The 20,709-nt window shown below is 36.1% G+C and carries 21 protein-coding genes; 9 read left to right on the forward strand and 12 right to left on the reverse strand.

Annotated elements, in window-relative coordinates; all coding sequences use genetic code 11:
* The first annotated feature begins 129 nt into the window (after positions 1–129).
* Complete coding sequence (locus R4146_RS01745) at positions 130–411, forward strand: hypothetical protein (protein ID WP_339959737.1); 282 nt, start codon at positions 130–132, stop codon at positions 409–411.
* Positions 412–457: 46 nt separating this feature from the next.
* Here the strand turns inward: R4146_RS01745 and R4146_RS01750 are convergent, their stop codons facing one another.
* Positions 458–1,420, reverse strand: a complete 963-nt coding sequence (locus tag R4146_RS01750) for an NAD(P)-dependent oxidoreductase (protein WP_339959738.1) — start codon at positions 1,418–1,420, stop codon at positions 458–460.
* Positions 1,421–1,676: 256 nt separating this feature from the next.
* Here R4146_RS01750 and argF point away from each other — a divergent pair, with 256 nt between their 5' ends.
* From argF to argD, 5 genes are read left to right on the forward strand one after another with little or no spacing between them, the layout of a single operon-like run.
* Positions 1,677–2,714, forward strand: a complete 1,038-nt coding sequence (argF, locus tag R4146_RS01755; RefSeq protein WP_339959739.1) for an ornithine carbamoyltransferase — start codon at positions 1,677–1,679, stop codon at positions 2,712–2,714.
* An 18-nt stretch (positions 2,715–2,732) separates the two neighbouring features.
* Positions 2,733–3,758, forward strand: coding sequence for an N-acetyl-gamma-glutamyl-phosphate reductase (argC, locus tag R4146_RS01760; protein ID WP_339959740.1), 1,026 nt, complete (start codon positions 2,733–2,735; stop codon positions 3,756–3,758).
* Positions 3,759–3,770: 12 nt separating this feature from the next.
* On the forward strand, positions 3,771–4,958 hold the full coding sequence (gene argJ, locus R4146_RS01765; RefSeq protein ID WP_339959741.1) for a bifunctional glutamate N-acetyltransferase/amino-acid acetyltransferase ArgJ: 1,188 nt from the start codon (positions 3,771–3,773) through the stop codon (positions 4,956–4,958).
* Between the two features lie 5 nt (positions 4,959–4,963).
* Positions 4,964–5,689 carry an acetylglutamate kinase gene (gene argB, locus R4146_RS01770; protein ID WP_339959742.1) on the forward strand — a complete coding sequence of 242 codons (726 nt, stop codon included), beginning with the start codon at positions 4,964–4,966 and terminating at the stop codon, positions 5,687–5,689.
* Positions 5,690–5,705: 16 nt separating this feature from the next.
* Positions 5,706–6,836, forward strand: a complete 1,131-nt coding sequence (gene argD, locus R4146_RS01775; RefSeq protein WP_339959743.1) for an acetylornithine transaminase — start codon at positions 5,706–5,708, stop codon at positions 6,834–6,836.
* A gap of 55 nt (positions 6,837–6,891) precedes the next feature.
* Here the strand turns inward: argD and R4146_RS01780 are convergent, their stop codons facing one another.
* The 5 genes from R4146_RS01780 to R4146_RS01800 form a co-directional block, all read right to left on the reverse strand.
* Positions 6,892–7,071 (reverse strand): AbrB/MazE/SpoVT family DNA-binding domain-containing protein, encoded by a 180-nt coding sequence (locus R4146_RS01780; RefSeq protein WP_339959744.1) that lies wholly within the window; start codon positions 7,069–7,071, stop codon positions 6,892–6,894.
* 112 nt (positions 7,072–7,183) lie between these two features.
* The gene (locus R4146_RS01785) at positions 7,184–8,077 is read right to left on the reverse strand and encodes a tyrosine-protein phosphatase (protein ID WP_339959745.1); all 894 of its coding nucleotides are present in this window, start codon (positions 8,075–8,077) and stop codon (positions 7,184–7,186) included.
* A gap of 112 nt (positions 8,078–8,189) precedes the next feature.
* Positions 8,190–8,423: an SHOCT domain-containing protein gene (locus tag R4146_RS01790; protein ID WP_339959746.1), complete on the reverse strand. Its 234-nt coding sequence runs from the start codon at positions 8,421–8,423 to the stop codon at positions 8,190–8,192.
* A 67-nt stretch (positions 8,424–8,490) separates the two neighbouring features.
* The gene (locus tag R4146_RS01795) at positions 8,491–10,332 is read right to left on the reverse strand and encodes a DUF262 domain-containing protein (protein WP_339959747.1); all 1,842 of its coding nucleotides are present in this window, start codon (positions 10,330–10,332) and stop codon (positions 8,491–8,493) included.
* Positions 10,333–10,350: 18 nt separating this feature from the next.
* A complete protein-coding gene (locus R4146_RS01800; RefSeq protein ID WP_339959748.1) occupies positions 10,351–12,090 on the reverse strand; it encodes a DUF262 domain-containing protein in 1,740 nt (579 codons plus the stop codon).
* Between the two features lie 324 nt (positions 12,091–12,414).
* Between R4146_RS01800 and R4146_RS01805 the strand changes: the two genes are divergently transcribed.
* The gene (locus tag R4146_RS01805) at positions 12,415–12,741 is read left to right on the forward strand and encodes an ArsR/SmtB family transcription factor (protein WP_339959749.1); all 327 of its coding nucleotides are present in this window, start codon (positions 12,415–12,417) and stop codon (positions 12,739–12,741) included.
* Positions 12,742–12,804: 63 nt separating this feature from the next.
* Here the strand turns inward: R4146_RS01805 and R4146_RS01810 are convergent, their stop codons facing one another.
* From R4146_RS01810 to R4146_RS01825, 4 genes are all read right to left on the reverse strand, one after another.
* Positions 12,805–13,320, reverse strand: a complete 516-nt coding sequence (locus R4146_RS01810) for a GNAT family N-acetyltransferase (protein WP_339959750.1) — start codon at positions 13,318–13,320, stop codon at positions 12,805–12,807.
* Between the two features lie 13 nt (positions 13,321–13,333).
* Positions 13,334–13,771, reverse strand: coding sequence for a GNAT family N-acetyltransferase (locus R4146_RS01815; protein WP_339959751.1), 438 nt, complete (start codon positions 13,769–13,771; stop codon positions 13,334–13,336).
* Between the two features lie 245 nt (positions 13,772–14,016).
* Positions 14,017–15,420, reverse strand: coding sequence for a glucose-6-phosphate isomerase (locus R4146_RS01820; protein ID WP_339959752.1), 1,404 nt, complete (start codon positions 15,418–15,420; stop codon positions 14,017–14,019).
* Between the two features lie 24 nt (positions 15,421–15,444).
* Positions 15,445–16,338 carry an ROK family protein gene (locus R4146_RS01825; RefSeq protein ID WP_339959753.1) on the reverse strand — a complete coding sequence of 298 codons (894 nt, stop codon included), beginning with the start codon at positions 16,336–16,338 and terminating at the stop codon, positions 15,445–15,447.
* Positions 16,339–16,580: 242 nt separating this feature from the next.
* On the opposite strand from R4146_RS01825, the gene R4146_RS01830 reads away from it, so the two are divergent.
* Entirely contained in the window at positions 16,581–17,480 is a 900-nt protein-coding gene (locus R4146_RS01830; protein ID WP_339959754.1) for an ROK family protein, read from the forward strand.
* A gap of 180 nt (positions 17,481–17,660) precedes the next feature.
* Here R4146_RS01830 and R4146_RS01835 read toward each other — a convergent pair whose 3' ends face one another.
* Together R4146_RS01835 and R4146_RS01840 are read right to left on the reverse strand one after the other, a co-directional pair.
* Complete coding sequence (locus R4146_RS01835; protein WP_339959755.1) at positions 17,661–18,188, reverse strand: PadR family transcriptional regulator; 528 nt, start codon at positions 18,186–18,188, stop codon at positions 17,661–17,663.
* A 322-nt stretch (positions 18,189–18,510) separates the two neighbouring features.
* Positions 18,511–20,073 carry an MFS transporter gene (locus tag R4146_RS01840; protein WP_339959756.1) on the reverse strand — a complete coding sequence of 521 codons (1,563 nt, stop codon included), beginning with the start codon at positions 20,071–20,073 and terminating at the stop codon, positions 18,511–18,513.
* A gap of 111 nt (positions 20,074–20,184) precedes the next feature.
* Between R4146_RS01840 and R4146_RS01845 the strand changes: the two genes are divergently transcribed.
* Entirely contained in the window at positions 20,185–20,685 is a 501-nt protein-coding gene (locus R4146_RS01845; protein WP_339960634.1) for an ROK family protein, read from the forward strand.
* Positions 20,686–20,709 lie beyond the last annotated feature (24 nt).

Here is a 20,709-nt window from a genome sequence, read left to right on the forward strand (position 1 = left end):
ATTTTAAAATTATCCACTAAGTGCAAGTAACTGAGTTAACACATTTTATAACAATTTATATGTCACAATTTTAAATTAGTCATCCCTTTTGCTGCATTTAGTACTAACAGTGAACCAACCCCTACTGGGATGTTCGGTTCATCAGCAGCCTTTAACATGGGTCACTTTGCTAACAAGAAGAACGATCAATTGCTAGCTAACATGAACAATGATAAAGCATGGAACCAATCATACAGAGTTCAACAATTCAAGGATTGGCAAAAGTTCATGAACGATCAAACCGCTTACGCACCTAACGGATTCTCACTTAGTTGGGCGCCAGTTAACAAGCGGGTGGTTAACTACACTACCTCTCCTGCTAACAACTACTTCTGGAACAGTCTTCAATTAGACAGTGCTACTATCAAGTAGTTAAGCGTAAACAAAAAGACGAGCAAACGCTCGTCTTTTTGTTTGCCTAATAACCCTTACTAAAATCAACTTGGTTAATTGCCACGGTACCATCTTGTTTAAATTGTTGTAGATTCTTTTCCAAGATGGCTAACGCTTCATCCATGTATTCAGCATGTAGTCCTGAGATATGCGAAGTAATGAGCACATTGGGTTCACGCCATAGTGGATCATCAGCTGGTAGTGGTTCTGGGTCGGTAACGTCTAACCCAGCCGCCCCCAAGCGATGATCTTGAATGGCAGCTAATAGGTCAGCAGTATTTGTACTTGGCCCCCGTCCAATACTTAAGAAAATCGGTTGATTGGTTAATCGATTGAAGAAGTCAGCATTGTATAAATTAGTTGTCGCTGGCGTTAATGGTAATGCATTCACAATGATGTCGGCGCCAGTAATTAGTGGATTATCTAAATCGTCAGTGCTGGCGGTTTGTTTGAAGGCTGCAGCGGGATGGCCACTGTGGTTCACCCCAATTGGGTTGGCTCCAAATGCATCTAATAGTTCTGCAATCCGACTCCCAATGTGCCCGGTTCCAAAGATAACCGCATTTTTATTTTTAATCATCTTTAATTGATGGGTTGGTTTAAGCCAACCTTGGGCACGCGCTGCTTCATTTAAGAACCGGTATTGACTTAGGATCATTCCCACTGTCGATTCAGCAATGGGTTCGGCATGAATTCCCTTTACGGTTGTCAATATCACATTATGCGCTTGGAGTTGCTTAAGTGGTAAGTAGTCGACGCCAGCTGAAAGGGCTTGAACCCATTTCAAACGTGAATTAGGACTCGCTAACATTTGATCTAATAATTTACCATCGTAACCTACCAGTACATCAATTTGATCTAAATCAATATCTGGATGTTCCACATTATAATAAACATGATCATTCGCAAAACTATGGTTAGCAGCAAAACTCTGCTTAATATCATCAATATTAAAATTAGAATTTGGAACTGCAACTAAAATATTCATTTATATCACCTCTTTAATAATTTACGCTAATTTAATTGGCAGCTCAATCATATTGAATGCATAAATATAATATACATCCAGGAGTGCTTTATTCATTTATAAAGCATATATATTCAAATATGTTCAAATAATCAGAATAAAAATACAAAAAAGTGTTGATTTTATAAAATGGCAGTGTTATATTATGTATAACAATTCAAATAAACAACGATATATACAATTTATTTGTATATATGACCCAAACGGAGGTAACATTATGCAAAATCAGTTCGACTTTTTTTCAAATCAATTTTACGGTAAAAGCTTGTTAGCCGAAACCGATCTTACACCTAGCGAAATGGAATACTTAGTGGACTTTGGTCTTCATTTAAAGGCCGAATCCAAACGCAACGTTCACACCAAATACTTAGCCGATAAAAATATCGCCCTTGTTTTTGAAAAGAATTCAACTCGGACTCGATCTGCATTTACCACCGCTGCATTTGAATTAGGCGCTAATCCAGTATTTCTAGGTAACAACGATATTCACATTGGTCATAAAGAATCCGTTGCTGATACCGCTAAGGTATTAGGCAGCATGTATGACGGAATTGAATTTCGGGGTTATAACCAATCAGATGTTGAAACGCTTGCTAAATATTCAGGCGTTCCCGTTTGGAACGGATTGACCGATGCTTGGCATCCAACCCAAACCATTCCCGATTTAATTACGATTAAGGAAAACTTTGGTAGCTTCGATGGAATTAAACTAGCTTATCTTGGTGACGGTCGTAACAACGTTGCGCACAGTCTTTTAGTTGGTTGTGCAATGGTCGGCATTAACGTTGCCATTGTCAGTCCTGAAGAATTAATGCCAGCAGATGATGTGATCGATATTGCCAAACAATACGCTCAACAAAGCGGTGCCAAAATTGAAATCACTAGTGATCTCGCATCTGGACTAAAGGGTGCTAACGTAGTCACAACAGACGTCTGGGTTTCAATGGGTGAAGATAACTGGCAAGAACGGATTGGCATGCTCAAGCCATACCAAGTTAACATGCACGCCTTAGAACTAACAGGTAATCTTGATGGCAAGTTAATCGTTATGCATTGCCTTCCCGCCTTCCATGATTTAAATACGGAAGTTGGTAAAGAAATCTACGTTAATTATCAAATCTCAGAAATGGAAATCACCGATGAAGTGTTCAACAGTAAGTATGCACGTCAATTTGACGAAGCTGAAAACAGAAAGCACGGTATCAAAGCTATCATGGCAGCGACACTCGGTAGTATGTATATCCCCCATATTTAGTTGAAAGGAAGTTTTCACATGCAAGTTGCAATTATCGGCATTACTGGTTATGCCGGCATGGTGCTTTACGGTCTCTTAAAAAAGCATCCTGGCATCATTCAAATTAACTTATACCAACACGACTTAATTGAACCAACTCCATTAGAAGAATTGGCTCCCCAATACGAAAATACAAATAAAGCGGTCCAACCATACGACAGCGCTGAAATCATTAAAAATAATGATGCGGTTTTCTTTGCTACACCAGCGGGCGTGACATCTAAATTAGCCCAACCATTCTTAGACGCAGATTTTCCAGTTATTGATTTATCTGGCGACTTTCGGTTAAAAAATGGCGCTGAATATGAAAAGTGGTACCATAAACCAGCTGCCGATAACGATGAACTGGCTAAATCATATTATGGTCTAGCGGACTTAAGTACCAATCCTGGCAAGAACTACATTGCTAACCCTGGTTGTTACGCTACTTCAGTACTTTTGGGATTAGCCCCATTGGTACAAAGTGATTTGATCGATCCAGATAGCATTGTTATTGATGCTAAATCTGGTTTATCAGGTGCCGGTAAACAGCTCAGTGAATCTAGTCACTTCATACAATCAAATGAAAACTTACAAATTTACAAACCCAATGAGCATAAGCATATTCCAGAAATTATGGCCCAACTAAAGCAGTGGAACCCAAAGGTCGACCACATTCAATTTATGACCACCCTAGTGCCTATTAACCGGGGGATCATGAGTTCCATCTACGTTAAAGTTAAGCCAGGCGTCACTGAAGCTATGATTAAAGAACATTTTGAAAATGTCTATCATAGTAGTAAGTTCGTCAAAATTTATAACCATCTTCCAACCATCAAGGGAGTCGTTGGGACTAATGAATGCCATATTGGATTAAGTTATAACCCAACCACGCATTACTTATTAGTTGATAGCGTAATTGACAACATGATTAAGGGCGCCGCCGGGCAAGCCATTCAAAACTTTAACCAGTTATTTGCATTTGATGCAGACTTCGGCCTCCAACTTAATCCAGTTTTACCATAGGAGGAATTCATCATGAAAGTAATTGATTTTAAGTGGCCCAACGGGTTTAAATCCGGTGCCGTTCATGCTGGCTTTAAAGCTGGCGACCAATTAGACCTTAGTTGGTTAGTCTCAGATACCATCAGTGCCGCAGCAGGTGTTTACACTAAGAACCAGTTTCAAGCTGCTCCCGTTCAAGTGACTAAACACACCATTAATTTAGTCCACCAGTTAAAAGCCATTATCATTAACAGTGGGAACGCGAATTCGTTTACAGGTGATCAGGGAATCACTAACGCCCATCGCGAAGCTGAATTAGTTGGTAAGAAGTTGAATGTAGATCCTAAATTAATCGGAGTGGCTTCTACTGGAATCATCGGTAAGCAACTGGACATGACAACCTTTACCGATGGTTTAGATCAACTCACCCTCTCCGATAGCATTGATGCTCCAGAAGCCATCATCACTACCGATACGACTTCTAAAAAGGTCTGTGTTGAAACGCAAATCGATGGTCATCCCGTTACAGTGACTGGGTTTGCAAAGGGCTCTGGAATGATTCACCCTAACATGGGGACTACCCTTGGCTTCATTGCCACTGATGCTGCAGTTGATAAGGACACCCTTCAACAACTATTAAGTGCTAAGATCGTTAATTCATTCAACCAAATTACGGTAGATGGTTGTATGTCCACTAACGACATGGTATTAACGATGGCGAATGGCGCTGCCGGTAACCAAACCATTACTGCTAGTCATCCCGAGTATGCACAATTTGTAGATGCATTTACCTACGTTTTAACTAGCTTAGCCAAAATGGTGGCTAAAGATGGCGAAGGTTCATCTAAGTTCGTTGAAGTTGATGTCCACCACGCTGCTAACCAAGCGGATGCCAATCACGTTGCACGGGCAATCGTGGGTTCTAACTTGATTAAAGCAATGTTGTTTGGTGAAGACGCTAACTGGGGACGGGTCGTTCAAGCCCTAGGGCAAACAGATGCCCAAATTAACCTAACTGGGTTAGCCATTTCAATTGCCGGAGTTCAAATCATCAAAAATAGTCAACTTCAGCCCGTTAATATGGATGCATTAAGAAAGTTGCTTGGCCAAGACCACATATTAATTGAAGTGGATTTAGGTAGTGGTGACTTTAGCGGGGTTGCATGGGGATGTGACCTTACTTATAAATACGTTGAAATTAACGCAGCTTACGAGGAGTGATCATCATGATTGTAATTAAAATTGGGGGGAATTCAGTTAAAAGCCTAGACGATGCCTTTTTCCAACAGATTGCTAAATTGCAGGATGCTGGAGAATCGATATTGATCGTTCATGGTGGCGGAAAATTAATTTCCCAATGTGGTGAATTCATCGGCCACCCTGCCAATAAAATTAATGGAATTCGGGTAACTGATCCCCAAATGATGGCAATTACGGATAATGTCTTAACAAAGATAATTCAACCTGAATTACATAGACAACTTGCCGCCCACGGCATTAGCAGTAATATGATGAATGCAAGTGAAATTCCATTTGTTAGTGGTGATTACATCGACCGCGCTAAGTATGGTGAAGTTGGCAATATCAAATCACTTGCTGCTGGCTACTTTGATGTAATGACAAATCATTCTGTGGGGCTCTGTGCATCCATTGCTACAGGCGTTCAAAACCAAAAATTGAACGTGAATGCGGATACTGCAGCAGCTGAAATTGCTAGTTTACTCCATGCTGACCAACTCATATTGCTGACGGACGTCCCAGGCGTCATGCTAGATGATGCGGTCCTTACCCAGTTAGATCATCAAACTGCTCAGCAGTTATTTGAAAGCAAAAAGCTGGTGAATGGGATGATTCCAAAGGTCAATGCCGCCTTTAGTGCACTAGATCATGGCATTGATAATATTTCGATTACTAATAATTTAAGCCACGTCGGCACTGCCATCGTGAGCTAGAACGGAGCGATTTATAATGACAAAGTTATTAAATACCTATGCCCAATTTCCAATTGAAATTGTTGATGGCCATGACTACCACTTAGTCGACGCAAATGGCAAAAAGTATATTGATTTAACCAGTGGAATTGGGGTTTGTAACCTGGGGTATAGCAACCAAGCGATTAAAGACGCTGTCAGTGAGCAGCTAAATCATATTTGGCATACCTCTAATTTATACATTAACAGTAAGGCAGAAGAAGTCGCTGATAAACTATGTCCAGATGACTACCAAGCATTCTTCTGTAATTCTGGAACTGAAGCGAACGAAGCTGCAATTAAGATTGCCCGTAAGGCAACTGGTAAGCACCAACTAATTGGTTTTAACTATGGATTCCACGGTCGGACTTACGGCTCCCTATCAGTTACTGGATATCCACACATCAAGGACGGGTTCAGTCCCCTCGTTCCAGACATTACCTTTGGTGAATATAACGATAATGCATCGCTTGATTTAATTACTGCTGATACAGCTGCTGTGATTATGGAAGTGGTTCAAGGTGAAGGGGGCGTAAACGTTGGTGATTATGACTGGCTCCAAGCTCTTCAAGCCAAATGTAAGGCTACTAACACGTTACTCATCATTGATGAAGTGCAATCAGGGATGGGCCGGACTGGTTATAAATTTGCATTTGAACAATTTGATATGGATCCAGACATCATTACGGTTGCTAAAGGACTTGCAAACGGCCTCCCAGTAGGCGCAATGATGGCCAAGCTAGCAATCGCCCCTGCTTTTGGCCCTGGTTCACACGGCAATACCTTTGGGGGCAACAAGGTCGTAATGGCTGCTGCTAACCAAGTATTGACGCAACTTACCCCTGAATTTTTAAAAACAGTGCAAGCTAAAGGCGCTCAATTACAACAATTATTAGCAGACCAAATTGCACCATTAGCGAATGTAAAGTCAATTTCTGGGAAGGGCCTAATGATTGGAATTCACTTAAGTGACGACATCAAAGTCGCAGATGTAATTAGCACCCTCCAAGATAATGGTGTGCTTACTCTTTCTGCACGGGGCAATACGTTAAGATTGTTACCACCATTGATCATTGATGAATCCGCATTACAAACTGCAATCGAACGGATTAAAATTGCATTAGCTTAAGCTGACAATAAAAAAGACGTTACTAACAATTGAAGTTGCTAACGCCTTTTTAGTTTTACATTAAATCGTTTTCATCATCCCGTTCAACATCGCTAGGTTGATAGTTAAGCGGTTTTACCACTTTTTCAATGATAATCTTATCGTGGTTAGTTTGAATGGAGACTTCATCCCCAGCCCCGATGTTTAAACGCTCCCTAATTGATGCGGGCAGGACAATTTCACCGTTGTCCGCCACTTCAACGATAAATACTGGATTATAAATAATTACTCACCTCACTTTTAATAAAGTTCAAATGAAATGGCAACCAAACGCCAGGGGTTGAGCGGCGATTGGTTGCCATTTAAAACTATTTGGTTAAATACTTACTTTGTAATTTTTGAATGTCAGCATTGGTTAAGCCTAAGCCTTGTTTAAGGTAGCCCATCATTGAACCATACTTCTTTTCAGCTAATGAATAGGCTTTATCTAAGTATTCTTTTTCAACGATATCATTGTAATATTCGTTTTTAATTTCCTTTTTAGATGCACCATTTTTCTTCATTGCATCTAAATCAGCCTTGGTTGAAGCTGCACGATACTTATTAGATAGTAAGTAGTCCTTATAGATTGCTTTTTTATCAAACCCAAGGGCCGTTAAAATTAATGCCGTTGCAAATCCAGTCCGATCCTTGCCATAGCTACAATGGTACAGCACTGATTTATTCGGGGGTGTACTCAATAGTTCGTTGAACAGCTTCCGATATTCAGCTCGACCTGTTTTGTTAATGAAGTAAGTGTAGTAGAGAATCATTCCCTTTTCACCATCTTGATTAAAGACCTTAATATCAGCTTCATTTTCAGCATCTGATACTACTGGTGCTTTAACGTACTTCACACCACTAATTTTAGGATCCTTTGCTTTTGCTATTTCTTTAGGGGTTCTAAAGTCCACATCAACACCAACGTGATATTCCTTCGTTAGTTTATTAATATCGGCCTTAGTTAAGTTATTCATCTGTGCACCACGAATCAACATCTTGGATTTGATGGTTTGGCCCTTACTGTTAGTGTAGCCACCCAAGTCACGAACGTTAACTGCTCCAGAAAGCTTAATTTGCTTACCAGCTTGTTTCTTTAATGCTGTAGTTGCACTCGCATTAGCCGTAGTGGTTAGTGTATTTGTAACTACTGGGGCGATACTTGCGAATAACGTTAAGGATGTTGCGGATACATAGACGAACTTCTTAAATGGTTTATTCATTAGCTCAACTCCTAATTTAATATGGCTTTATTATATTAAACTAGCTTAAATTTAAGGTAAAAGGATTGTAAAAAGTATGTATAGAATAAAAAAACGGGCTTAGCCCGTTTTTTTAAAGTTTATTATGCAAAATTTGTTGCTTTGATTGTTCGTAATCTTCACGATCAATCACACCTGTATCAAGTAATTCTTTAAGGTGCTTTAATTGAACTTCAGTGTTATCAGTGTCTGTAATCGTGTTCACACTATCATTAACTTTTTTAGTGTGTTCATTTTGGTTGCGATTAGTCCGCCAAAAAGCAATGGCAAAAATAATCACGATAACGGCAATAATTATAATAAGCATAGATTTAATCTCTCCTTACATATGCCTAATTATATCGACTTTGCAATTAATAGTAAATTAATTACCATTACTTTCGGGTTAAATGGTCTCGGTTTCGATTAGGATTCATCTGATGGAACAATTCATTTTTAGGATCTAGACCTGCAACAATCTGATCAGCCATTTTACGTGCCCGGTCATCGATAAATTGATTAACCGCCGTGAAGTTTTTATGATCTAAATCGTTAAAAATTTCAGTAAATTGCGCTTCACTAAAATAGTCAGACTCTTTCCGGAGATTATCGTAATCAACAAATTTATCATCATCGTTGAATTCGTATAGGGTTTTATTATTCTTTTTATTATTTAAAGACTTAGGAAGAAACATGCCATTGCCTAAACTAGCAGCATGAACTACCTGAGGCTCTGGATCATTTTCTAAAATCCGCGCTTTAGGAATTACATGTTCAAATTCATAATCTTCACTAGCGGGTAAGCCATTGGCCAAATACGTAAAATTAGAATGAATTGTTATTAACGCTCTTACTTCATTATTAAAGTTCTGATGGATATTAGGATTATCCTCAATCCAGTTATTAAAAGCCATCTTAAAGTCCCTGGAATTAAGTGGTCTTAAGTAGCTCCTAGTATTCTTTACACTATAATAATCAAACAATCTTGTATCACCATGTGCATTCCAAGATTTATTAATTCCATCAAAAACGTAATATGCTGGAATATTCTCTAAAGTAATATTAAGATCATCTTCATCCAAAGACCAAGTACTTGCGAAGTAGGATAATATCTTAAACGTAGATGATAATCCGTATGCATATTCATCTTGATTAGCATTAAATCTTCCCGAAAATGAAATATTCTTTTTTAATATTTTACTAAATCTAGAATTAATACGTTTGGATAGTCGATCTGCTTTGTCCAGAATTGATTTTATATTATCTTGAATGAAGTCTCTTTGATTATGAATAGTGGCTATTTTCTTATTATCAACACCAGTGATTATTCCCATAATTCCAAACCCAATTTCATTTATACTATTTTGAGTTGGCTTTACTAATGCAAATAAATTATTAACTACTAGCGCTCCTAATGCCTTTGAAAATTCAGCTAGATTTATTTCACGACTATTGGTAATTTCATCTTCAGAAAAATCTGAAATTGTAAAAACGCCATCTTGGATTAATCGATTGTAGTATTTCTTCACTAAATCTAAAATAGTATCACCTAATGGATAATCACTTGGAATTTTAATTTTTTCATCAAACCAGGAAGCACTTAAAATTTCATACTTATTTAATGGAACTCCACCCTTATTTAAATTTTCATAAACTTCAGGTAAATCTTCTTCATTTCCAGTAAATTCTAATACTGGAATTTCTAAATGTTCTAAATCAATATATCCATTTATTTCTGATCGAGCTGATTTTAAAAATTCATTAATAGATTCAAATGTCTTCAAAAATTTAACAGGGACACTTTCGCCATCACCCTCTTGACTAATCTCATCCAAAAAATTAATTCTCCATTTTTCAAATTCATCCTGATTTAACAAGATTAAATCAAAAAATTCTTCACTTACTTTATGAATATCATGATCCTTCAACATTTGGTTAAACTTATAAAAATCGTTTTTATAGTTTACTGGTTCTAATTCTTTCCAATAATCAATTCGATTCTCATCATAGTCTTTTATTGTTGAAAGTCGTTGCTGTCCATCCAATAAATTATATTCCCTAGCACTACCTCTAGCTGGAGTGACTAGTAAAGCACCGAATGGAAAATCTTTATGCAAAGTTCTTAGAAGATCCAGTTTTTGCGATTTTTTCCATACTAATGAACGTTGAAATTTAGGGATTTTAATGTCACTTAAATCTTTACTATAAGACATTTTTTTATAATCGTAATTACTCATAAACTAAAATTACCCTCTTTAATGCCAAATATTAACAACATTTCTGCCGAGTTCATTTTGGCGCTCCTCAATATCAGATTGTGTCCATTGGTAGTTATTCAAACGAATTCGTTCAGCAATACGGTGATTAGTTTCTAAGTTGGAAGCCTCTAATAAACTAACCATTTTTTCCATATCATACTTGGAATCCTTATTTCCATGGAGGGTTCCTTCAATAATGGTCCAATTGCCTAGATAATTCTCAAGTTCTTCAAATTCCATTGAACTATTAATGTGAATTGGTACATAATCACCATTATTAAATACCCTTTCATACATTTCTTTATCAGAATTAAAGTCAGTAAAACTTTCTTCATATATGCTAGCAAGCAAATAGTTTAATACCCAACGTTTTTGTCCAGTCAATGAACCTTCTTTTTGTAGTGTCATAAACGAAGATTTAACTTCTGCATCGCTAACATTATATTTATCTAATTCATTAATAATAGACTCAGATGATACTAAATCACCTCGCCAAATTTTAATCGCAACTGTTGAAAAAGCCCCTTCAATAAGGTTAGTTGTTCGATTACAAATGAGTCGATATCTAATAAAAATTGAGATAACTTTATTTAAAACTTTAAGGATCACATCTTCAGAAGCACGAAGATGTTCTAAAGACAAAATAATAGGATAATAAAGTGTAAACTTTATCTTACCTAAAATATTTAAAGCATGGTTAATTCGTGGGTTATTAAAGTAATTTTTTCTACCCGTTCCTTGAATGTTTGCATATACTCGAACCAAATCAGCAGTGTCACTTAAAAATTCCTTGGCTTCTTTTTCGGTATTCAATGTTTGAATAATTTTTCTATATAACTTACTAGCAGTAACATGACTATTTTTTGCTGACCAATAAGAACGAATAAAATTATTTATTTTTTTACTATCACTATCTAAAGTTTCATCTAATTGAGACCACTTAGAACTAGCCCAGTCAATGTTTTCTTGTTCTAAGCTTAATAACGAGATAATATGGCTCTTAATAATATCAGACGCTGTTAAAACCGCACCACGACTATTTAGAGTTTCAAAGATTGTAAAGGCATCTTGACGGTTGGGTGCCAAGACTTTAACAATGTAAAACTTGTTGAAGAAAGAATCAAAAATGTCACTTAGTCGATTAATTTGATCATTGATACTAAGCCCTTTCAAGTCCTTTTTAATCCATTTATAGAAGTTATCATATGCATCCCACATATTATTAATTGCTTTGTTCTTAGTCTTGCTATCAATTAATCGTCCGTTCAAAACTAAGTTAACAAATGCAGCTTGAATATTCTCTTCGTTACTGGACTTTTTAGTAACTAATCGATTTCCGTCATCTAGTGCTCTACTGCTCTCTTCATATGTTTTAGAGTTATGAGAATAGATCGGTAATAATTCTTCAAAGCCTACTTTTGCTTTACCATCAAGTTCTTTTTTTATTTCTCCTGACACGTTTTTAATTGCAGCTAGTAAAATTTGACTAGTCGTAACCCGTTGTTGCCCATCGATCAATTCTTGAAAATCATCTTCAGCATTGAAAGTAACTATCTGGCCAAAAAAATGAGAGTCACGTCCACCATTAACTACTTCCATTAAATCTTCCCATAAATCCAATACCTGGTCATTCCCCCAAGAATAGCCACGTTGATATACTGGAATCCGATACTGATTAGCACTAAATAAATCAGAAATGCTTTGAACACTAGGGTTTACTTTTTCTTTAAAGTCCATGATCTATCTCCTTATGTACATGTGGATCAATCGTATTATATTTGTTAATTAAATTCTAACAAAGTTCGATCGGCCGCGCTAGATCTAACCGCAAATTTCCCTAGAAACGAAAAAAAGACCGCATTCCTCTCCGGAAAACAGCCTTAAACATACCATGAATAATTAATGTCCTGTATTAACATACTGGTATACCAATAATAATACTATATTTTTGCCGCAAACGAAAGGAATTAAGAGAATGTAAAAATCTCTTAATATAATTTAAGACGTTTTTTGTATTTTAATCTTCTTAATGATATGTTATTCATATGAGGTGATTAAAATATGACAGCTAAATTTAATATTGATGACCAGCACCTGCTGGAAATTCAAGATATTTTCAAAATCCTTAGTAACATTAATCGCATTAAAATTTTAAGTGTCTTAAAAAACGAAGCTCAGACCGTTAACGAGTTAGTCGATAAAATTGGTCTAGAACAATCAGCAGTTTCACACCAACTACGTATTCTTCGTGATTTCCAATTAGTAAGCGTTAAACAAGTTGGTAAATCTAAACAGTACCGAGTCGATGATCCTCATATTTTTGACATTATCAACGAGGCACTGGAACATTCAGACCACGTGATTCGTGGAGTGGGCCATGGCAAATAATAATATTGTTACACGTGAAACAAAATCGTCAATCATAAACTAAAATATGATTGACGATTTTATTTATAGATTCAATTCATAAGCATAGCGATTAGAATCTCTGGGTTCATCCACTTGGGTAATTCCACGGTAACTAAAGTTAAACCGTTTGCCAATCGCTTGCATCCGTTTGTTAGTTGGATGCGTATCAAAACGCACATTGTGCACACCCATTAACGTAGTAATCGTAATTAGATTAGAGAAGAAATAGCTGCTTAAATGTTGCCCTCGATAGTGACTAGAAATGGCAATTCGATGAATGGTGGCATATTGATCGTCACTTTTCCATGATCCATCAATTGTTGCATAATTAGGCTCAGGAGTCGTAATCAAAGTTGCCGTACCAGCAACTTTACCATCAACAATCAACACAAAGTTAGTGTGGTTATCAATATCAGCTTGTAACGTCTCTACATATGGATAACCATCTTGCCATTGGGGACTGCCATCTGCCTTTAAAAGTGCTTTAGCTTCATTAATAATCTGCATAATAGAATCTAAGTCAGAAGCGGTCCCCCGTCGTACATAAATTTCAGCCATTTCCATTCCTCCGTTATTCCTTTTTCATCATAATGTGTGGTGTTTGTTCATGGATAAATACATCCCCCTGTGCAACAAAACCAAAACGTTCATAGAACCCTTGCTTGTCAGCTTGGGCCGTAATAATAATTGATTGGTGGGGATGATTTACCAACTCAATTTGGTGCAACAGATAATCCATCAGTTGCTTACCAATCCCTTGGCCCCGCACAGCTGGGACCGTAAGTACCCGTCCAAAGTCTAAATGATCACCTTCAGAATAAAAGCGCGCGTACGCCACCAATTTATTATCATCATTAAACCCTAAGACGTGTTGAGCAACCAAGTCATTTTCATCCGCATCTACGAAAGTGCGGTGCTGTTGAACACAAAATGTTTCAGCACGAATGTGATACATTTCCCAAATTTGATAGTTCGTTAAATCATTAAAGTTTCGACAAATCCATTTCATATTTAAACCTCTGCTTTCATTTTTCAACTAACACGAAATCAAAGCTGGGCTTAACACCATTCTGAGGCGATCGATAACAATGACAATAATATTTAATTTTTTAGCAATGATTGCTCGATGAATTTGATCTTGTATCGCCATTTGATCGCCTCCTTTTAATTTTAGTTAATATTATAATCTTTTTAAGCAATAATTGCATAAAAAATAACCGCCCTTAAATGGACGGTTACTTTTCATAAGGTTAATTATTTAACTGAGTTATTTGATTCTTGATTATTAATGGCTTCCTTTTGGTTCTTGGCAGCAGCATTAATTTCAATTTCATGTTTCAAGTCTTCATAACCTGGCTTACCTAATAGTGCAAACATGTTTTTCTTGTATGCTTCCACACCAGGTTGGTTAAATGGATTAATCCCATTCAAGTAAGCAGAGACCGCAATTCCAAATTCGAAGAAGTAAATTAATTCTCCTAAACTATAAGCACTTTGGTCCTTAACGTTCACCATCATATTAGGCACGCCACCGTTTGTGTGCGCCAAAATAACACTTTCGAATGCTTTTTGGTTAACGTAGTTCATGGTCTTACCTTCTAGATATTGAATTCCATCCCCATTGTTACCAGTTTCTGGAACATCAACATCAAATGGTGGTTGTTTGATTGAAACAACGGTTTCCATTAGATTCCGCATTCCTTCTTGAATGTATTGTCCAAGGGAATGCAAATCAGTGGAGAAGTTAGCGGAACTAGGGTAAATTCCCTTATTGTTTTTCCCTTCTGTTTCACCAGCTAGTTGTTTCCACCATTCAGCTAAGAACCGTAAGTTAGGTTCATAGTTTTCTAGGATTTCATTAGTGTATCCTTTCCGGTATAAGATATTCCGGTAAGCAGCATACTTTAATGCCCCATTTTCAGCTAATGGTTTCGTTGTGTAGAAGTCTTGCGCATCAGCAGCTCCTTGCATCAATTCGTCAATATCAACTCCGGAAGCAGCAATTGGCAATAACCCTACTGGGCATAGTACCGAGTAACGGCCACCAATGCCATCAGGAATAATGAATGATTCATACCCATTCGCATTCACTTCTTGTCTAAGGGCACCGTTTTTAGCATCTGTGGTAACGTAGATGCGCTTTTTAGCGTCTGCTTCACCATACTTTTCAACTAATAACTTTCTGAACACCCGAAAGGCAATGGCTGGTTCAGTGGTCGTCCCGGACTTAGAAATCACGTTTACTGAAAAGTCACGGTCACCAATTAACTTAATGAGGTCATGAATGTAAGAACCACTAATTGAGTTTCCCGCAAAGATAACTTGTGGGAATTCACGTTGATCATCTGGAGTGGATTCGTAGAAGTTATCGTGTAGGAAGTCGAGTGCCATCTTAGCACCTAAATACGAGCCACCAATTCCAATTACAACTAAAACCTTGGAATCGGATTGAATTTGTTTAGCAGCCTTTTTAATCCGGTCAAATTCTTCACGGTCATAGTCCTTTGGCAAGGTTAACCATTCACGCATTTGGCTTTCAACCCCGGTCCCGTTGATCAATTCATCGCGGGCCGTGTTCAACATTGGTTGAATTTCCTTTAATTCGTTTGGTTCAACAAAGTTAGTTAATGCTGATTCATCAAATGATACGTTTGTCATATTATCACCTCGTGATTAATGTGGTTAAATTTTAACGATGTTTTCTTTGTAGTATTGTTTGAGTGCTAACGAGAAATTACCGACCGTTGCAGACCCATTGTGGGCTACCTTTGGCATTTGAATGTATTCATTCAAGTCACCAACTGCAACATAGTCATTAAAGATTTCTTTGAAGTGGACTCTGACCATGTCTAGGAATGGCTCGCTTACCACGCCACCACCAAAGATGATCCGTTCTGGCCGAATGAATAACGTTGCTTGAACCGCAGCTTGTGCTACGTAGTATGCAACATAATCCCAGGCTGGATCGGTCAATGGAACGTCCTTACCCTTCTTACCAGTCCGCGCATCGAACGTAGGACCTGAAGCAAGGCCTTCTAAACAATCACCGTGATAAGGACAAATCCCTTTGAAGTTTTCATCACCCTTAGCTCTCTTTAATTTAACATGTCCGGCTTCAGGGTGACCAATTGAACCGAGAAAGTGGCCGTTATTAACGATTCCAGCTCCAACTCCAGTTCCAATCGTGTAATATACTAATGAATGAATTGGATTGTGGTTTTTAATCGATGTAATGTATTCGCCATAAGCAGATCCATTAACATCAGTTGTCCAATACATTGGCACATCAAAGTATTTCTTCATGGTTCCTAAGAAATTAGTGTTTGACCAGTGTTTCTTAGGGGTATCCGTGATGTACCCATATTTTGGATTATCAATCCGAACTTCAATTGGTCCAAACGAAGCAATTCCAATGGCTTTAATGTCAGGAAACTTCTTGAAGTATTCAACACATTTGCCAATCGTTTCTTCTGGAGTAGTAGTTGGAATGTGAACACTATCTCTAATGTTGAAATCTTCATCCCCAACTGCACATACGAACTTAGTTCCACCGGCTTCAATACTTCCAAATAGCATTGCCATCACCTCTGATTATTTAACTTCAATTTTAATTCTCGTTTAACTTATATTATACACTGTAGAAAGCTCTCTTTGCTTTTCTACAACTAAAAGATAGCACTTATTGAAAGCGGTTTCAACAATAAACAACGATTATTTTTTATTTTTATTTTTTAGTTAAAATCATTGAAAGCGCTTTCCCATTGTGCTATTTTTAAAGTGTAAATTAGCTTAGCAAACCTGAAAAGAGGGATTGGCATATGTTATTATTAGGCAGTATTGAATTTCGTGACGAAGACGTCACCTGCGCCGTTGGTGATGGCCACGTTAAAATTATTGATAAAGTTGAATTCCCATTGACTGATCCTAAAACCACCTTGGGAAATGTAATTCGGTATTTTCAAAAATTTGATGATGTTAAAGCAATTGGCGTGTCATCATTTGGTCCATTGGAATTAAGAAATTACTCATCTAAATATGGATACATTCTAGATTCTTCGCGGCCCCAATGGTCAAACGTTAATTTATTGGGAACGCTTAAGCAATACCTCAAAGTCCCAATCTCATTCACTACTGACGTTAACAGTACTGCTTATGGTGAGTACATCACTTCCGTACTTGCCAACCATCCAGTGCTCTCCCTTGTATACATCACCATTAGTAAAGGGGTTGGTGCTGGGATCGTTAACGATGGTGAACTCATTGGTTATCAGGGTAGTCCTGAAATCGGTCACATCTACCCTGAACGCCATCCAGACGATCAAACCTTTAAGGGAACCTGTCCTTACCAAGGTGATTGTCTAGAGGGCTTGGTTGCTGAACCAGCATTTGAAGCGCGATTCGGCAAGAGCTATAAGGAAATCTCCATGTTCGAACCGATTTGGGACATCGTTGCTTACTACATTGCCCAATCTGCCATTCAAGCCACCCTATTAATGCGTCCACAAAAGATCATCTTAGGTGGCGACATTGTAAATGAAGTGGAATTACAAAAGATTAAACAACAATTTCAGAAACTATTGAACAATTACGTTGACGTTGGCCCTATCGATGACTACCTAGTTGCCCCTTCTAATTCTAGTCGTAAGTTATCTATTATCGGTAATTTATCTTTGGCTAAGAAGGAATTTTATTCGGCATCGGATGTGACGATTGAATAAGAAAATCCGATCCACATTTAAAAACTAATAATGACAAGCATAATAAATAAACAGTTCCGTTAATAGTAATAAGGAATAGCCTTCCTTTTATAGTTAACGAAACTGTTTTTTATTATATTAATTTAATTCCTTAATTCTGGCACTAAAATAATTAAGATTTTTTACCACTAATATCCATACTTAATCGTAATTTTGTAATTTGCTTAGCTCTTTTTTTAAAAAATCAATACTAGAACTATAATAAACAATTCCATAATCATATGTAAATTTATGATTATTATTCATGCCATTATTTTTCCATTTTTTTAAATTTAATTTTAATAAATCTAATTTATGTTGTTTCATATTTATTTGTTTCTCAATTAGTTTTATTTTTTCATTCTTTGAAAAATTCACACCAAAATACATTTTCATCAAAAAATCTGATTTAAATTCATCTTCCTCAAGATTTGTATGAAGAGCTTTTTTTAATTCTTTTTCACCTAAAGGGAGAATAGAAAAAATATTTTTATTAGGTTTTCCTTCTTGAGAAACCTTTTCTTTTTTTACGCATTTATTATTCTCTAATGTCCTTAGAGTTGGATAAATCATTCCATAACTACCTTCATAGAAATGATCAAATTGATTCTGAAGAATTTCGTTTATTTCATAACCGGTTAATGGTCCTTTAGAATTAAGCAATCCTAGTATAATATCTTTACCTTTCACTTAATCACCCGCTCTTTTTGCATTATACACTTAATAATAAAATTCCGTCTTTTATTTTAAAGTATTTAAACATTGCAGTATATAGTAAATTATTAAAGCTAAAAACAAATTTATTGTTTTTAGCTTTAATAATCTTAATTGAATTAATCCAATGAGTTAAATCGAATACAATAATTTTAGATGCTGACTATTTAATAGTTCATATTTTAGTTCACTAAATATATTTTTGATATTCAAGAATCATAGTTAATAATATTTTTACTTATTTCGTTAACGTCTGCACCTAATGAAGATGTTATTGAAATCTTTGTAATAACAGATGTCATTTCCTATCCACACTTTTTTTCTTAAAAAGGAATACTGATAATATTGTTATTATCATAAAAGGTAAAGCCTTTTTATACAATTCCTTAAAAGCTAATGAATAATTATATTTGCTAACGTTCTTTATTTTGTCTAACTGTTTGTTAATGCTATTGTCCATTTGCACAATGCCAGTATTAACTTTTTTAACATTCTTAGTGTTCCGATTTTTAATACTTTTATCAGTTTCACTAATTATTTTATTTTTAATATTTGATGGAGCTTGTATATTATAAATACTTTCATTGGAATATTTTAATGATTCATTTTGAGCATTATTTAGGTTTATATATAAGAAAGTTACAAAAATCGATACTGCTAATACTGATCCAAATTGTCTTAACACACCTGCTACACTTTGAGATGAATTTAATAAAGAACCATTAAAGTCTGATGCAGCAATAATAGTTATTGGTCCTGTAATAATTCCATATCCAATTCCCATTAAACATCCAAATATAATTGCCAATTTTACTGAATCTAAACCATTATTCGAAAATCCATAGTATCCAATAATCATAAAAATAAATCCTATACTTATAAGTAATCGTGCACCTATTTTTTTTAATGCAAATCCTGAAAGTGGGGCTGTTACAAATATCATTAGAGTTATAGGAACAAGCATCATGGATGATTTTAATGAATCGTAATTTTCAATATTTGAGTAGTATGTAGGCAAAATAACCGTAACAGCTACTAAAAATAAATTACTTATTAAAATTACTAATGCTGCTCCCACAAATTGTCGATTTTTAAAAAGATTCATTGGAATCATTGGATCTTTTTGTTTTATTTCTGTGAATATGAATAACATAAAAGAAATTATAGAAATTACAAATGTAATTAGTATTTTATATGAATACCAACCCCACGTTCTCCCATTAATCAGTCCTAATGTTAATGAAAACAAAAAAGTAATGATTAATAAAGATCCAAATAAGTCAAAATTAGCTTTATTCTTCTTTTCATCTTTGAAATTAAATAATAATAATCCAAGAATTAATATGAATAAAACAATAGGTATATTTACAAAAAATATCCATCTCCACGAAAGATAGTTTGTAATAATACCTCCTATAACTGGACCTAGTGCTGCTGCTAATCCTTGCGTTACTCCCAAACTTGCAATAACACCAGTACGATCTCCATCACCTACAATCTTAATACCTAAAGTCATTGATAATGGAAAAACTATAGCGGCACCTATACTTTGAATTGCTCTACTTAAAAGTAATAATTCAGTCACGTTAGATATACCAGATAGTAAAGATCCAATTCCAAACAAGAATAAACCAATTATATAAAATTTATATTCACCAAATCTTTCTGAAAGTTTTGTTAATGGAATTGTTAGTGATGCAAAAAGAATTGTATAAATATTTAATGCCCAAGAAAGACTATCTAGACCAGTATGAAAATCTGATGCAATAGAAGGCAATGAAACATTCATAATAGTGGTATCCAACATACATATAAAAATACCAAACATAAATATGATATGTTTAAAAAACTTACTTCTCATAATTATCCCCCTTATATTATTAACATCAACCATATTAACATCATTAATATAGTTGATGTTAATAATATACATTTTATTTATAAAAAAAGCAATGACCATTTTTATTAAAGTATTAAGGGCTTTGGTGCTGGGATCGTTAACGATGGTGAACTCATTGGTTATCAGGGTAGTCCTGAAATCGGTCACATTTACCCTGAACGCCATCCAGACGATCAAACCTTTAAGGGCACCTGTCCTTACCAAGGTGATTGTCTAGAAGGCTTAGTTGCTGAACCAGCATTTGAAGCGCGGTTTGGCAAGAGCTATAAGGAAATCTCCATGTTCGAACCCATTTGGGACATTGTTGCTTACTACATTGCTCAATCTGCCATTCAAGCCACCCTATTGATGCGCCCACAAAAGATTATCTTGGGTGGTGACATTGTTAATGAGGTGGAACTACAAAAGATTAAACAACAATTTCAGAAACTATTGAACAATTACGTTGAAGTTGGCCCTATCGATGACTACCTAGTTGCCCCTTCCAATTCTAGTCGGAAGTTATCAATCGTTGGTAATCTTTCACTAGCTAAGAAGGAATTTTACTCGGCATCGGATGTAACAATGGATTAAGAAAAGCCCACCAGGATTTATTGA

The sequence above is a fragment of the Nicoliella lavandulae genome (assembly GCF_037546185.1).
GTDB lineage: Bacteria > Bacillota > Bacilli > Lactobacillales > Lactobacillaceae > Nicoliella > Nicoliella lavandulae.

Bases quoted from the DNA above. Each gene is read 5' to 3' on its own strand.
- R4146_RS01745 (WP_339959737.1), top strand. From the start codon at position 130: ATGTTCGGTTCATCAGCAGCCTTTAACATGGGTCACTTTGCTAACAAG.
- R4146_RS01750 (WP_339959738.1), bottom strand. From the start codon at position 1,420: ATGAATATTTTAGTTGCAGTTCCAAATTCTAATTTTAATATTGATGAT.
- argF (WP_339959739.1), top strand. From the start codon at position 1,677: ATGCAAAATCAGTTCGACTTTTTTTCAAATCAATTTTACGGTAAAAGC.
- argC (WP_339959740.1), top strand. From the start codon at position 2,733: ATGCAAGTTGCAATTATCGGCATTACTGGTTATGCCGGCATGGTGCTT.
- argJ (WP_339959741.1), top strand. From the start codon at position 3,771: ATGAAAGTAATTGATTTTAAGTGGCCCAACGGGTTTAAATCCGGTGCC.
- argB (WP_339959742.1), top strand. From the start codon at position 4,964: ATGATTGTAATTAAAATTGGGGGGAATTCAGTTAAAAGCCTAGACGAT.
- argD (WP_339959743.1), top strand. From the start codon at position 5,706: ATGACAAAGTTATTAAATACCTATGCCCAATTTCCAATTGAAATTGTT.
- R4146_RS01785 (WP_339959745.1), bottom strand. From the start codon at position 8,077: ATGAATAAACCATTTAAGAAGTTCGTCTATGTATCCGCAACATCCTTA.
- R4146_RS01790 (WP_339959746.1), bottom strand. From the start codon at position 8,423: ATGCTTATTATAATTATTGCCGTTATCGTGATTATTTTTGCCATTGCT.
- R4146_RS01795 (WP_339959747.1), bottom strand. From the start codon at position 10,332: ATGAGTAATTACGATTATAAAAAAATGTCTTATAGTAAAGATTTAAGT.
- R4146_RS01800 (WP_339959748.1), bottom strand. From the start codon at position 12,090: ATGGACTTTAAAGAAAAAGTAAACCCTAGTGTTCAAAGCATTTCTGAT.
- R4146_RS01805 (WP_339959749.1), top strand. From the start codon at position 12,415: ATGACAGCTAAATTTAATATTGATGACCAGCACCTGCTGGAAATTCAA.
- R4146_RS01810 (WP_339959750.1), bottom strand. From the start codon at position 13,320: ATGGCTGAAATTTATGTACGACGGGGGACCGCTTCTGACTTAGATTCT.
- R4146_RS01815 (WP_339959751.1), bottom strand. From the start codon at position 13,771: ATGAAATGGATTTGTCGAAACTTTAATGATTTAACGAACTATCAAATT.
- R4146_RS01820 (WP_339959752.1), bottom strand. From the start codon at position 15,420: ATGACAAACGTATCATTTGATGAATCAGCATTAACTAACTTTGTTGAA.
- R4146_RS01825 (WP_339959753.1), bottom strand. From the start codon at position 16,338: ATGCTATTTGGAAGTATTGAAGCCGGTGGAACTAAGTTCGTATGTGCA.
- R4146_RS01830 (WP_339959754.1), top strand. From the start codon at position 16,581: ATGTTATTATTAGGCAGTATTGAATTTCGTGACGAAGACGTCACCTGC.
- R4146_RS01840 (WP_339959756.1), bottom strand. From the start codon at position 20,073: ATGAGAAGTAAGTTTTTTAAACATATCATATTTATGTTTGGTATTTTT.